This window comes from Halomicrobium sp. IBSBa (assembly GCF_017612575.1).
Taxonomy (GTDB): Archaea; Halobacteriota; Halobacteria; order Halobacteriales; family Haloarculaceae; genus Halomicrobium.
Map to the genome: position 1 here is coordinate 1231827 of NZ_JADPQC010000001.1, position 13652 is coordinate 1245478.

The 13652-nt window shown below is 67.9% G+C and carries 10 protein-coding genes; 5 read left to right on the forward strand and 5 right to left on the reverse strand.

Features of this window, described 5'->3' with window-relative positions; translation table 11 throughout:
* The first annotated feature begins 271 nt into the window (after positions 1-271).
* The 4 genes from IL252_RS06345 to IL252_RS06360 all read left to right on the forward strand — a co-directional run bounded on the left by IL252_RS06345 (position 272) and on the right by IL252_RS06360 (position 7502).
* Entirely contained in the window at positions 272-2131 is a 1860-nt protein-coding gene (locus IL252_RS06345) for a tail fiber domain-containing protein (RefSeq protein WP_208627299.1), read from the forward strand.
* Between the two features lie 243 nt (positions 2132-2374).
* A complete protein-coding gene (locus IL252_RS06350) occupies positions 2375-5239 on the forward strand; it encodes a histidine kinase N-terminal 7TM domain-containing protein (RefSeq protein ID WP_208627300.1) in 2865 nt (954 codons plus the stop codon).
* Positions 5236-7095, forward strand: a complete 1860-nt coding sequence (locus IL252_RS06355) for a sensor histidine kinase (RefSeq protein WP_208627301.1) — start codon at positions 5236-5238, stop codon at positions 7093-7095. The genes IL252_RS06350 and IL252_RS06355 overlap by 4 nt, the downstream gene beginning before the upstream one ends.
* Before the next feature lie 50 nt (positions 7096-7145).
* Positions 7146-7502 carry a VOC family protein gene (locus tag IL252_RS06360; protein WP_208627302.1) on the forward strand — a complete coding sequence of 119 codons (357 nt, stop codon included), beginning with the start codon at positions 7146-7148 and terminating at the stop codon, positions 7500-7502.
* Positions 7503-7694: 192 nt separating this feature from the next.
* Here IL252_RS06360 and IL252_RS06365 read toward each other — a convergent pair whose 3' ends face one another.
* Complete coding sequence (locus tag IL252_RS06365; protein ID WP_208627303.1) at positions 7695-9884, reverse strand: elongation factor EF-2; 2190 nt, start codon at positions 9882-9884, stop codon at positions 7695-7697.
* A gap of 249 nt (positions 9885-10133) precedes the next feature.
* On the opposite strand from IL252_RS06365, the gene IL252_RS06370 reads away from it, so the two are divergent.
* Entirely contained in the window at positions 10134-10886 is a 753-nt protein-coding gene (locus IL252_RS06370) for a DUF5781 family protein (protein WP_208627304.1), read from the forward strand.
* On the opposite strand, the gene IL252_RS06375 is transcribed toward IL252_RS06370, so the two are convergent.
* From IL252_RS06375 to IL252_RS06390, 4 genes are all read right to left on the reverse strand, one after another.
* The gene (locus IL252_RS06375; protein WP_208627305.1) at positions 10847-11587 is read right to left on the reverse strand and encodes an energy-coupling factor transporter transmembrane protein EcfT; all 741 of its coding nucleotides are present in this window, start codon (positions 11585-11587) and stop codon (positions 10847-10849) included. The genes IL252_RS06370 and IL252_RS06375 overlap by 40 nt on opposite strands.
* Entirely contained in the window at positions 11581-12285 is a 705-nt protein-coding gene (locus tag IL252_RS06380; RefSeq protein WP_208627306.1) for an energy-coupling factor ABC transporter ATP-binding protein, read from the reverse strand. Before IL252_RS06380 ends, IL252_RS06375 begins: the two co-directional genes overlap by 7 nt.
* Positions 12282-12866 (reverse strand): biotin transporter BioY, encoded by a 585-nt coding sequence (locus IL252_RS06385; protein ID WP_208627307.1) that lies wholly within the window; start codon positions 12864-12866, stop codon positions 12282-12284. The genes IL252_RS06380 and IL252_RS06385 overlap by 4 nt, the downstream gene beginning before the upstream one ends.
* 170 nt (positions 12867-13036) lie before the next feature.
* Complete coding sequence (locus IL252_RS06390; RefSeq protein WP_012808036.1) at positions 13037-13651, reverse strand: 30S ribosomal protein S7; 615 nt, start codon at positions 13649-13651, stop codon at positions 13037-13039.
* Position 13652: the final 1 nt, after the last annotated feature.

The following is a 13652-nucleotide window of genomic DNA, read 5'->3' on the forward strand; positions in this document are numbered from 1 at the left end:
TCGACAGCCAGCGTCCCACCCGCCCAAGAACGGTCGTGCCGACGGTGAGACAGACGACCCCGATATCGATCTAACGGACAGTACTGCCAGAATCGGCCGGTACCAGACCGGACACTTGAGGCTTTCGCCAGAACATTCATGATGCCGCTTGGAAACCCTTCACAGGGATGGCGCGAACGACGACCACAGAGAGACGGGTCCGGGATCACGGGCGGGGAGGAGACCGAGACGAATCGACACCACGTGGCCGGCGGCTACCGGAGACAGTGCGATGACGACGGACGACCTCCGTCGGCGGGTCGAGCGACTGGAAGCGATGGTCGCGGCGGCGTACGACGAGCCAGAAGATGGAGACGGTCTGACGCGGCGGACGATGCTGAAGGGGCTGGGACTCGTCGGCGTCGGCAGCTACGCCGTCGGGAAGGCACGGGCAGATCCACAGGGACAGCTCGGGACCGACACCGATCCGGTCGCGACCGTCTACGCCGAGCAGCTCCACGGCGGTCTGACGGGCAACACGGCGGTGAGTTCGCTGCTGGGGCCGGGACTGGGGATCGACAGCGGCTCGCTGTCGGCCGACGTGACCGGCGCGACGAGTACGGGTTCCGGCACCGACCTCTACAGCGGGACGACCGACGGCGACCTGCAGCTCCGATCGCTCGTCGGGGGCACGAACGTCTCGCTGTCGAGCGCCAGCGGAGCGGTCACGATCGACGCGACGGCCGGCTCGTCGGTGTGGAGCGATCCGGACGCGGACGATCTCCTCGAACCGACCAGCTCGTACACGGGGATCGATCTGAGTGGCGTCAGCAATCCGCGGGTCGTGACGCCCTGGATCGGTACCACGACGGCGACGGCGTTCGAGGCCTTCGTCGGCACCACCCGCGTCGCCCGGTTCACACCGACTGGAACCGACGGAAACGCCGAGACGGCCGCGGGCAACGTCCTGCTGGGTCAGTATGCCCAGATCGGTGACGGGGCGACGGGCGTCGCGGTCGGCGGCGGCGGCAGCCCGACCAACAGTCACGAGAACGTCGCCTACGACAACTACGGGACGATCAGCGGCGGCCAGAACAACACGGTCGGGAGCAACGACGGCGATCCGGTGACGGCGGCCCACGCGACGATCGGCGGGGGCTACAGCAACACCGCTTCGAGCGAGTATGCGACGATCGCCGGAGGAACGTCTAACACCGCGTCTGCTCAATCTGGGGCCGTCGGTGGCGGCAACGGCAACACCAGTTCGGGCAACTACGCCGCCGTCGCGGGTGGCTACTCCAACAGTGCGAACAGCCAGTACGGGACGATCGGTGGCGGGTCGACGAACACCGCGTCGGGCCAGCACGCGACGGTCGGCGGCGGAAACAGCAACACGGCCGGCGGCGACCAGTCGACCGTCGACGGCGGGCAGAACAACAGCGCAACGGGACCGTACGCGGCGGTTCCCGGCGGCCAGAGTAACACAGCCGCTGGGAGCCACTCGCTTGCGGCCGGCCGTCGCGCGGCGGCCAACGACGCCGGGGCGTTCGTCTGGACAGACAGTCAGGACGCCGACTTCGCGTCCGACACCGACTACAACGGCTCCGGCGTGACCGGAACCGACACGTTCCACGTCCGGGCGCAAAACGGTGCCCGCATCGTCAACGGGGCCGGAACGACCTACATTCCGAGCGGGTCGACCGGGTGGACGGCGACGTCGACCAGAGCGGCGAAGACGAACTTCCAGCCGATCGATCCCGACAGCGTCCTCGACGGCGTCCGCTCGCTGGACGTGGCCACCTGGGAGTACAAGACCAGCGACGGCGAGGCCGCCGGAGTCGAGCACATGGGCCCGACGGCTGAGGCGTTCGACGACGCCTTCGGTCTCGGAGAGAGCGAGCGCCACATCAACTCCATCAACGCCGACGGCGTCGCCCTGGCGGCGATCCAGGGACTCGCGGACCGGGCCGACGAGCTGGCGGGCGAACTCGAACGGAGAGACGAACGCATCGACGAACTCGAAGGACGGCTCGCCGAACGAGACGAACAGGTCGACGAGCTGGCGGACGAACTCGAACGGAGAGACGAACGCATCGACGAACTGGAGGCGCGACTGGACGATCTCGAAGCGCTCGTACAACAGGGTGACTGAGACTGACAGCTGTCCGAACATTGCAGGACGGTTGCAGGGTAGTCCCTCGATTGATAACAATTGCCAATGCTTATAAGTCCGAACGGACGCGTAGTCACTGGTAGCACTATCGACGCTGTCGCGGCGTCGTGTCGGGGTTCTTGCCGACGAAGCCGGCGGGACCGTGACGGCCGACCAGAGAGAACGTACGACTGCGTCGGCGAACCACGCCGACCGCGGCGACAACTGGGATGACCGAATTACATGGAATCATGCACTCGTCGGGCAGTCGTCGCCGGGACGCTCGTCGCGGTGGTCCTCGTCTGGAGCGGACTCGTCCCGCTGTCGGCCGGAGCCGCGAGCGTCTCCGGTCTCGACTGCCAGCCGGGGAGCGAGGGGGCCGTCTTCGCGACCGACAGCGGCCTCGAAGCAGTGTACGACGGCGAGACGCTGGACGGCAATCCGTTCGTCGACGACACCACGCTCGCGTTCCCGAACGTCACGGTCAGTGCGACCGACACCGCGTCGCTTCGCATCGTCGCGGCGACCGACGACGGCGTCTGCCTGCGCTCGATCGAACCCACCAGTGCACCGCTCCGGGTGACGCCGGACGCCGGTGAGACCGTCGTCGTTCGCGATTCGCTGGTGAACCTGAGCTACGGCTCGTTTCAGTACGCACGCTCGGCCGGCGGCGTCGATCTGGCGTACAACGCCAGCGCGCCCGCCGAGATCACGGTCGAGGACGGAGACCTCTCGGCCGGACGCACCGTCGAGGCCGTCGACGCCGACAGCGGGACGAAACTGACGACCGGAACCGTCGGTGCCGACAACACGGTCGACCTCCAGTTGCCGGCGGGACACCGGAACGTGGATCTGCGGTACGCGTCGACACAGACGGCGACGGCTACGTCGACCGTCCAGCCGGCCGCGACGGCGACTCCGACAGCGACGGACACCGCGACACAGACACCGACCGCGACACGAACGCCGACGCCGACGAACACCACGACGCCGACGGCGACCACGGTGCGGACGCAGACACCGACCGCGACGGCGACCGCGGGGGAGACGCCGCCAGACAGCGACTCGGATACGGGCGGGTCGTCGGCCGACGACGACACTGCGACGCCGACTCCGACGCCGGACAGCACCCGGACGGCGACGGAGACAACGACGCCCGCGAATACCACGGAGTTCACCGTCCCGGAGTGGACCGGCGAGCTGGTGGCCTACGAGCCGACGCCACAGACCCAGCACGTCGGCGGCCTGCTCCCGTTGACGGTGTCGCTGTGGGGACTCGCCCTGTGGCTCGTGGTCGCCCGTCGGGGACCCGAGACGCGCTTGCTCGCGCTCGTCCTCGTCGTCGCCTCCGTGCGAGCGACGAGCGATCTGACCCAGATCGTGCTCGACGGCTTCGTCGGCGTCGAAGCCCCGCTCGCGACGCTCAATCTCCTGCTTGAGTTCGCGACGGCGGTGCTGTTTGCCGGCTTCGCCGTCCAGTACGCCGACCTCGGCGAGCGCAGTACCCGACACGCGAAACGCGCCCTCGGTGTGCTCGGGGCAGTCGGAGCCACCGCCGTCCTGACGAACCCCCTCCACGGACAGGTCTTTGCCGACGCGGCCGTCGCAGCCGGCCCCTTCACCTACGTGACGGCCAGCGTCGGTCCGGTCGGCTGGCTCCTGTTCGCGCTCACGACCGGGCTGGTCGCTGCCGGGGGCGTGCTCGTCGCCCGAACCTTCGTCGTCGGCTCGCCGCGAGGAGCCTGGCGACCGGTCGCCGTCATCGGGACCGGGCTCGCCGTCGCAGTCGGCATCGCGGTCCTCGACGTGCTGGAACTGGGACCGGTGACCGGCTACGACTACAGTGCGACCGGCGTCAACTACTTCCTCCTGGCGACGACCGTCTCGCTGCTGGGCTACGGCTTCCAGCGGCTCAAGCCCAGCGGGCAGCGCTCGATCGTGGCCGACCTCGACGACGCGATCGTCATCCTCGACGACGCCTGGCGGGTCGTCGAGTGGAACGGGGCCGCCGAAGAGATCGTCCCAGAGCTGTCGACCGGGCGCTCGTTCGACGCCGTCTTCTCCGAGCCCCTGGCGCGCCCGACCGTCGATCAGACGGTCACCCGCGAGATGAGCCTACAGGTCGATCGGTGGGTGACCGACCGCGAAGCCGACGCCGAGTCGCCGACCGACAGTGACGACCGGACGGACGGTGACTCGGACGGCCAGACGACAGCGGAAGCCACCGACCGAGCCGAGACGGCAGACCCTGGAGCAGACGGGACAGAGCCGGACAGCGCCGCCGAATCCCACGGCGAGCCCCCCGAGACCGAGCGACGCCACTTCATCGTCAACGCACGGGCGGTGACGACCGAGACCAGCAACGTGATCGGTTACACGGTCCGGTTCGCGGACGTGACGGCGCTGAAGCGCCACATGTCTCAGCTCGAGCGTCGCAACGAGCAGCTCGATCAGTTCGCTGGCGCTGTCACGCAGGATCTGCGCGGCCCGCTGGCCGAGGCACGCGAGGAGACGGAGCGTGTCCGAGCGGTGCTGGCGGACGCCGACGAGCCCGAGGCGGTCGACCGACGGGCACTCACGACTGCACTCGGTTCGATCGACGCGGCGCTGAACCGGATGGCCCAGCTCGTCGAAGACATCCTCGGACTGGCTCGCGACCGAGAGTTACAGACCGATCCGGAACCGATCTCGTTCGACGCGATCGTCGAGTCGGTCTGGAACCGCTTCGATCCGGAGGCGGCCACCCTCTCGGTCGAGGCCACCGGCGAGATCAGCGCCGACCGCGAGCACCTCGATCGACTCCTCGCCGTGCTGGTCCGGAACGCGATCCAGCACGGCGGCGAGGGGGTCACCGTCCGCGTCGGCCTCGACGACGACGGGTTCTGCGTGGCCGACGACGGCCCCGGTATCGACTCGTCGGTCCGAGACCGCGCGTTCGAGGCGGGCGTGACGACTCGCGACGCTGCGGCCGGTCTCGGGCTCACGATGGCCCGACAGCGGGCCGCCGCCCACGGGTGGGAGATCGCACTCGACGGCGACGCGGCGGGGACGAAGATCGTCGTCAGCGGCTGTGAGACGAAGCTACCGTCGGAGGTGCCCGAGGAATGACCGGCGGCGGGCTGTCCCGAGCGGTCGCGACGGCGCTGTCTGAACTGCGATTCGACTACGCCCCGTCGCTCCAGACCCAGCACCTCCTGCTGTTTGCCACGATGACTCTCGTCACCGTCGGGCTGGCCTACTGGATCACGCGAACCAGACAGACGAGGGGGGCCCAGCTGTTCGCGCTCACCCTCGTCGTGCTCGGTGCCCGGCTGGCCTCGGACGTCGCCCACGGGCTCGTCGGCGAGCTCTGGCCGGTCCTGGAGGTGCTGGTCGCGCTGAACCCGCTCCTCGAACTGGGGCTGGTGGTGCTGTTCGTGCGCTTTGCCGGCCGCTACGCCGGTATGGAGCGAGTGGGGTCCGACCGGGCACGTCGAGCAATGGGCGGCCTCGTCGCCGTGGCGGCGGTCGCGATCGCGACCAACCCCGTCCACGGACTGGTGTTCGACGCCGTCCGGCAGGTGTCGATCCCGTTCACCCACGTCGTCGTCGAGCGTGGCGTCCTCGGGTTCGGCCTGCTCGGAGTGAACGCCGTCCTGTTGCTCGCCGCTGCCGGCCTGCTCGCGTACGCGGTGACGACGGGGTTCCGGCCGGCGTGGTGGCCGGCGATCGTCCTCTCGATCGCGGTCTCGGTCGCGATCGTGGTGATCGCCCTCCAGCTTCGCGTCGGCGGGGCACTGTACCAGTACGACTACACGGCGATCGGATACGCCGGGTTCTTCTTCCTGACGACGCTGGCGCTGGTCGAGCACGGCCTGCGCCGCATCGAGGTCGTCGCACGCGAGGAGATCCTCGACGACATCGACGACGCCGTCGTCCTGCTGGACACCGACGGCACCGTCGTCACGACGAACGCCGCCGCCGAGGGGCTGTTCGGGACACTCGACGGTTCGGAGGGGTTCCTGGATCGGTTCGACGAACTCGGGAGCGAGCAGCTGGACGGCGACCGAGAACGGACCGCGATCACGATCGACCCCAAGACGACCGAGTGGGAGACGCTCCGGAACACGACCAGGACCGCAGGGCGGGGGCCGCGGCACTTCCTCGTCTCCACCGAGTACGTCACCACGCAGACGACGCGGGTCATCGGCCACGTCGTCCGGTTCGTCGAGACGACGGAGCTCGAACGCCGCTCGCGGGAGCTCGAACGCAAGAACGACCAGCTCGACCAGTTCGCCAGCACCGTCTCTCACGACCTGCGCAACCCCCTGAACGTCGCGACTGGCTACCTCCAGATGGCGACCGAGGCCGTCGATCCCGACGACGACGCGGCCGTCGACGTCGCGGCGGCGCTGACCTACCTCGACAAGGTCGAGGTGTCACTCGACCGGATGGCGACGATCATCGACGACATTCTGGCGCTGATCGACAACGCCGACCCGGTGACCGACACCGAGGCCGTCGACTTCGATTCGGTCGCCTCGGCCGCCTGGTCGACCGTCGACACCCGGTCGGCGACCCTCGAACGGAGCGGCGAGGGCACCGTCGAGGCCGACGAGACACGGCTCCAGCGCCTGCTGGAGAACCTGTTTCGCAACGCCGTCGACCACGTCGGCGACGAGGTCACGATCGAGGTCGGGCTGACCGGGGACGGCTTCTACGTGGCCGACGACGGCCCCGGAATCCCCGAGGACGAACGCGAGCAGATCTTCGAACACGGCTACACGACCGGTGACGAGGGGACCGGACTGGGCCTGTCGATCGTCCAGCAACTCGCCGAGGCCCACGGCTGGACGGTCTCGCTCGATCCAGACGCCGACGGCGCGAAGTTCGTCGTCGAGGGCTGTGCGACGACACGCCGTCCGGCACAGACGACGGAGTCGACCGAGCCCGAGCGGCGACACCGTCCCGAGCGAGAGCGGTGATCGATACCGGTGTCGACAGCCTTTTTTCCCCGGCGCAATGATTGCTGTGCATGACAGAGTTGCAGTTTATTACCTTCGCTTGTGACGCGCCGGAGCGACTGGCGACGTTCTGGGAAGCCGCACTCGACGGCGAACGCCGCGACACCGAGGTCCCCGAGACGGCACTCGTCGACCGCCCCGGCGACGGCCCGGATCTCCTGTTCAAGCGACTGCAGGCCGGCACGAAGTGGCGGATGGCGATCCACCTCGATCTGTCGGTCGAAGACAGAGCCGAGAGCGTCCAGCGACTCCGCGAACTCGGGGCGACCGTCCGCGAAACGAAGACCGAACACCACGACGGGACGACCGCCGAGTGGACGGTGCTGGAAGATCCCGAAGGCAACGCCTTCTGCGTGTCCGAGTACTGACTGTCGAAGCAAGTGTACCGCGGTTTCACGGTCTGATCAGCGCTCTGACGAGCGATCGGTCGCTGGTACTCGCGCTCTTTTCGCCACCGGGAGAGCAAGCTCTCCCGAGCCTCAGTTCGCACCGCTCAGTGAGACCGCGTTTTTCGAGGAGCGGTCGCCGGAGGCGATCCGACGCCCAAAGAGGTGGTTTGCCTAGAAGTAGTCGACCGTCTCGGGCAGTTCGAGCTTCATGCCCTTTCGCTCGCGGATCTCGTCGATCTTCTCGGGCTGGAGGTTGTCGGCCATGACCTGGAAGCCGGCGTTCTCGGTGTTCCAGGAGGCACGGCCCTCGGTCGCCGAGCGGATGTCCGAGGAGAAGCCGATCATCTCGTCGACGGGCGCGACGCCCTCGACGACCATCAGGTCGCCTTCCTGGTACATGTCGTCGACGCGGCCACGACGGCCCTGGATCTCGCCGGAGGCCGCACCCATGTGTTCGTTGGGCACGTCGATGCGGACGTTCTGGATCGGCTCCAGGAGACGGATCTCGGCGTCGATCAGGGAGTTGTGGACGGCCTCGCGCATGGCCGGGATGACCTGTGCGGGACCGCGGTGGATGGCGTCCTCGTGGAGGCGGGCGTCGTGGAGGCGGATGAGCGACCCCTGGACCGGCTCTGCGGCCAGCGGACCGTCGTTGAGCGCCTCTTCGAGGCCCTCGATGAGCAGCTCCATCGTCTCGTTGAGGTGCTGGATCCCCTTCGTGTCGTCGATGAAGACGTTCGTCCCGTGGATGTGCTCGACGTTCTGGGACGTCTCCTTCTCCATGCCGGCTTCCTGCAGCGCTTCACGGCGCTCCAGTTCGGGCATGTCCATGGAGGCGTCGCCGAGCTTGATGGCGTCGACGATGTCCTGATCGAGCGTCTCGACGCTGATGTAGAAGCGGTTGTGGCGGTTCGGCGAGATGCCCTCGACCTCGCGGGAGGCCTGCTGGGGTGCCTCGCGGTAGACGACGATCGGTTCGCCGGTGTTGACCGGGATGCCCTGGTTGCGCTCGATACGCTGGGTCTGGACTTCGAGGTGGAGTTCGCCCTGCCCGGAGATGAGGTGCTCGCCGGTGTCCTCGTTGATCTCGATCTGGATGGTCGGGTCCTCCTTGGAGACCTGTCGGAGCGTCTCGATGAGCTTGGGCAGGTCGTCCATGTTCTTGGCCTCGATGGACTTCGTGATGACCGGCTCGGAGATGTGGTCGATAGACTCGAAGGGAGTCATCTCGACGCTAGAGACGGTGGAACCGGCGATGGCGTCCTTGAGGCCGGTGACGGCGGCGATGTTGCCGGCCGGCACTTCCTCGACTTCCTCGCGCTCGCCGCCCATGTAGATCCCGACGCTCTGGACGCGGTTCTTGCCCGCGGTCCCGGAGACGTACAGCTCCTGGCCCTTCTCCAGGGTGCCAGAGAAGACGCGACCGGCGGCGATCTCGCCCGCGTGGGGGTCGACGCCGATGTCGGTGACCATCAGGACGATCTCTCCGTCCTCGTCGACGAGCTTCATGCTCTCTGCGACCTCGGAGTCGGCGTCGCCACGCCAGATGCGCGGGATACGACGGGGCTGGGCGTCGATCGGGTTCGGGAAGTGCTCACAGACCATGTCGAGCACGACGTCCGACAGCGGCGTCCGCTCGTGGAGCTCCTGGCGCTTGTCGGCGCGTTCGAGTTCCATGATCTCGCCGAAGTCCATCCCGGTCCGCTGCATCGAGGGCATAGAGACGCCCCACTTGTACAGCGCAGAGCCGAAGCCGACGGTCCCCTCCTCGACGGAGACCGTCCAGTCCTCGTCGATGTCGTCCATCTCCTCGGTCATGCCCCGGATGAGGTCGTTCACGTCGGCGATGACGCTCATCAGGCGCTTTTGCATCTCCTCGGGCCCCTCCTGTAGCTCGGAGATGAGTCGATCGACCTTGTTGATAAAGAGCGTCGGCTTGACACCCTCGCGGAGTGCCTGTCGGAGGACGGTCTCGGTCTGGGGCATCGCGCCCTCGACCGCGTCGACCACCACGAGCGCGCCGTCGACGGCGCGCATCGCTCGGGTCACGTCACCGCCGAAGTCGACGTGGCCCGGCGTGTCGATGAGGTTGATGAGGTGGTTGGTGTCCTCGTACTCGTGGGTCATCGAGACGTTCGCCGCGTCGATGGTGATCCCACGCTCTTGCTCGTCCTCTTCGGTGTCCATCGCGAGCTGCTCGCCTGCGGTGTCGTCCGAGATCATCCCGGCACCGGCCAGCAGGTTGTCCGTCAGCGTCGTCTTCCCGTGGTCGACGTGTGCCGCGATAGCGATATTCCGGATGTGTTCCGGAGTGTTCATCAGTGTCTCGCATTCCTGTACAATTTTCTTACGTCGGCCCATTATACGGCATAGTATCAACAGCACCGTCAAAAGAGTGCTGTTTCGGTCTGAGTGCGTCAATTCGGAGCACGACGACCGGAACCCGCCAGGGAGCGAGTGCGACGACGAGACTGAGAGGTGTGTTCCGCCGTCGAAGAAGAGAGCACAGAAGCCGACACTCGCCGGGCGTCGATCTGCGCTGGCGACGACGATCGGCGGGCCCGGACAGCCGACAGCCTCATACGCTGAGAGTCCGTGGTAAATGTACACATGGACGTCCACGTTCGGGGTGGTCCAGCCGCGCCGTTTCTCGGTGCCGCCGACCTGTTCGCCACCGAGTACGAGATCGACGGCGACGTGACGGTCCGCGTCCGCGAGGATCCGAACGAACGGACTCGCGTGAGCCACGACGAGGAGAGCCACTGTCTGACGATCTCACGGCAGGCGGCGACGAGCGCGATGGCCCGCGAGCTGGCGCTACACGAGTTCGCGCACATGCACCGCTACGAAGAAGCCCACCCCTCACACACCCAGTCGACGCGAGAAGCGATTTACCTGGCACTGGCGGGCCAGAGCGTCGAGCGCCGCACCCTCTCACACTGCTACCAGATCGCCAACCACATGAAAGACATCTACGCCGACGACGTGTGGCTCGACGTGGTGCCGGCGGACAAACTCGTCGCCTTCCTCGAATCGAGTCTCGCGGCCGCCGTCGCGGACTCCCCGCGAGAGCGGGGCACCTGGGACCGACTGACCCCTGCGACCGACCCCGATATCAACGCCGTCAACGCTGCCTTCGCGCTGGCGCTGGTCGAGCGCCACGACCTCGTCGGCCCGGAGCATCCGATCTACGACCTCGCTCACGCCGCCGCCGAGGACGCCCCACAGGTCGGTTTCGAGGAGTTCAAACGGCGATTCCGCACGCTGGCTCGCGACACCGACGAGAGCGAGTACCGCAAGGCGCTGGTCGACGTGACCCGGGCTTACGCGGTCGCGAGCAACGGCGACAGCGCCGCCGATTGAACCAGCGGCGACAGCGCGAGCGCCACGCCGAGCGCGACGACAGGATAGTCCATCCGACCGAACGTCAGCGCCGGTAGCGTCGGGTTCCAGGCGAAACAGCGGGCCCGCAGCGCGACTGCCAGCCGGTCGGAGCGAGCCAGCGCCCGATCGATTCCCTGGACCGCGAGTCGTCGTGCCCGGTCCGTCACCGGCCGGTCGGCCCCGCCGCGGGCCACCATCGCCGTCCGGATCCGCCGGAGGTCGGACACGAGAAGCGGGAAGAACCTGACGACCAGTCCCGTGCCGACGCCGAGCAACTGACCGGCCCGTCCGGGGACGAGACGTTCGACGGCACCACGGGTCGCGCGCACGGGCGTCGTGTAGACGTAGACGGCACTGACGGCCAGCACCGGCGGGATTCTGGCGACGGCCCGAAGCGAGGCCAGCGCCGGTTCGACCCGAAACCACGGCGGTCCGATCGCGATGCCGGCGATCACCGGCCCCAGCGCGAGCACGAGGAAGACGACCCAGTAGGCCCTGGCGACTCGCCGGGGATCGAGTCGACCGGCGAGCAGTGCGAGCCCGGCCAGCGCGTAGACGCCGGCCAGCCAGGAGAGAGTCGTGTCCGCGAAGGCGGCGACGGCGAACCCGGCCTGAAAACACAGCTTCGACCGCGGATCGAGCCGGTGGGCGAACGTCTCGCCGGGTCGGTAGCTCAGCATCGCGGATCACGGACGCCGACGCCATCCAGTTCGTCGAGCACCGCCGAGGGCGGCCCGTCGAGTGCGATCTCGCCGTCGACCAGAGCCACGATGCGGTCGGCGATCTCGGTCAGGTTCCGCAGGTCGTGCGTGACGACGACGACGCTGGTCTCGCCGTTCGAGAGAGTCGCGAGGTGATCGAGGACCGAGCGACGCGCCGCCAGATCGAGGCCGGTCAGGGGCTCGTCGAGCACGAGGTGGGCGGGTTCCATCGCGAGCGCCCCGGCGATGGCCACCCGGGCCTGCTCCCCGCCGGAGAGGTCGGCGATCCGGCTCTGGCGCTCGCCGGTGAGTCCGACCGCGGCGAGCGCGCGATCGACGCGGTCGTCGATCTCCGACCGTTCGAGGCCGAGGTTCTCCGGGCCGAAGGCCACGTCCGCGCCGACGGTGGCGGCGACGAACTGGTCGCGGGGGTGCTGGAACACCATGCCGACGCTCGTCCGGGCTGTGACGGGCGCTTCGTGTGCGTCGCGGCCGTCGACCTCGACGGTCCCCTCGTCGGGCGTCAACAGGGCGTTGAACTGCCGGACGAGCGTCGTCTTGCCGGAGCCGTTTGGCCCCACCAGCAAGACGCTCTCGCCGTCGTCGATCGTCAGGTCGACGTCGTCGAGGACGACCACGTCACCCCGACGAGCGGTCAGTCCCCTGACGGCGATCATTCACGGACGAGGTAGCCACCGCGTACGATCGCGATCGCGACGGCGACCTTCAGGAGGTCGAAGGGAACGTACGGTGCCATGGTCGCGGCGGCCCGTTGCACCGACAGTCCGAGAGCCCAGGACATCCACGGGACGCCGACGGCGTAGATGACGACGACCGCGGCCACCAACGCGAGCACCTGGGTCGCCAGGCCGATCGTCTCCAGCGACCGAGGCGTAGTCCGCCGATGGGCGATCCCACCCGCGACGACAGCCCCGAGCAGGAACCCCACGAGGAAGCCACCGGTCCCCTGCCCGACGAGGACGTAGCCAAGTCCCGCGTTCCAGTTCGAGAAGACGGGAGCGCCAGCGATCCCCACCAGCAGGTACAGCGCGAGTGCCAGCCCGCCCCACAGCGGCCCCAGCAAGAGGCCGGCGAAGAATGCGCCGAACGGCTGGAGTGAGAACGGTGGCAACGATCCCGGCAGCGGGATCGACACCTGTGCCAGCGCCGCCGTCAACGCCGCCAGCAGCACTGCCGTCGCGAAGTGCTCGACCGTCTCGTCGCCGACGAGGGCGACAGAATCGTGTTGCTGTGCCATATCGTGGCTTGCTACGTCAACAGAGATATACCCCGTGGTTTACGACGCCGTCACGACGGTGCCGTCGCCAGTGCCGGCCGCCCGTGACGACTGTCACGACCGCCGCGAGTCCAACAGCCACGGCTGGCGGTGTGACGGGGCGTGTCAGAGAAAACTGCGCGCAGAGAGGATTACCGGGCTGCGGCCGCGACGCGTTCCTTCTCTTCTTTCTGGTTGACCGCGTAGGTCTGGACGTCGTTGTTGGCCGCGCCGATGAGCTGCTGGGCCAACGCGTCCTCGGCGTCCGTCGTCGTCTTGAACGAGTCGCCGTAAACGCCTTCGGCAAGGAACTTCAGCGCCTGGTCGACGCGGCGCTGGGGCGCGACGTCGACGGCCTTCGGGACGGAGATGCCACCGTACTTCAGGCGGACGGTCTCCTCGCGCGGGGCGCTGTTCTCGACGGCCTCGACGAGCACCTGCACCGGGTTCTCCTCGGTGCGCTCGTGGATCGTCTCGAAGGCGTCCTTGACGATGGTGGTCGCCAGCTGCTTTTTGCCCGTGTTCTCGTCGGTCTGCATCAGGCGGTTGATGAGCCGCTCGACGATGCTGATCTCCGACTTCTTGAACTGCTTTTCGGAGTGGCGGCCCATCGTGTGAGCGATCGGCGTCACCGTCACGTAGCGCTCGGTCGAGGGGTCCGAGAACTCGATCTCGGTCACGTCCCACTCGCCGAACAGCTGTGCGGGGGCGGCCTCGTCGTCGGTGCCGGCAGGTGCGTCCGGCTCGGGAGCGTCGTCTGCCGACATG

What these genes read in the sequence shown, in the direction of transcription:
- IL252_RS06365 (WP_208627303.1), bottom strand. Translation starts at nt 9,884, where the DNA reads ATGGGCCGACGTAAGAAAATTGTACAGGAATGCGAGACACTGATGAAC.
- IL252_RS06385 (WP_208627307.1), bottom strand. Translation starts at nt 12,866, where the DNA reads ATGGCACAGCAACACGATTCTGTCGCCCTCGTCGGCGACGAGACGGTC.
- IL252_RS06375 (WP_208627305.1), bottom strand. Translation starts at nt 11,587, where the DNA reads ATGCTGAGCTACCGACCCGGCGAGACGTTCGCCCACCGGCTCGATCCG.
- IL252_RS06360 (WP_208627302.1), top strand. Translation starts at nt 7,146, where the DNA reads ATGACAGAGTTGCAGTTTATTACCTTCGCTTGTGACGCGCCGGAGCGA.
- IL252_RS06380 (WP_208627306.1), bottom strand. Translation starts at nt 12,285, where the DNA reads ATGATCGCCGTCAGGGGACTGACCGCTCGTCGGGGTGACGTGGTCGTC.
- IL252_RS06355 (WP_208627301.1), top strand. Translation starts at nt 5,236, where the DNA reads ATGACCGGCGGCGGGCTGTCCCGAGCGGTCGCGACGGCGCTGTCTGAA.
- IL252_RS06345 (WP_208627299.1), top strand. Translation starts at nt 272, where the DNA reads ATGACGACGGACGACCTCCGTCGGCGGGTCGAGCGACTGGAAGCGATG.
- IL252_RS06390 (WP_012808036.1), bottom strand. Translation starts at nt 13,651, where the DNA reads ATGTCGGCAGACGACGCTCCCGAGCCGGACGCACCTGCCGGCACCGAC.
- IL252_RS06350 (WP_208627300.1), top strand. Translation starts at nt 2,375, where the DNA reads ATGGAATCATGCACTCGTCGGGCAGTCGTCGCCGGGACGCTCGTCGCG.
- IL252_RS06370 (WP_208627304.1), top strand. Translation starts at nt 10,134, where the DNA reads ATGGACGTCCACGTTCGGGGTGGTCCAGCCGCGCCGTTTCTCGGTGCC.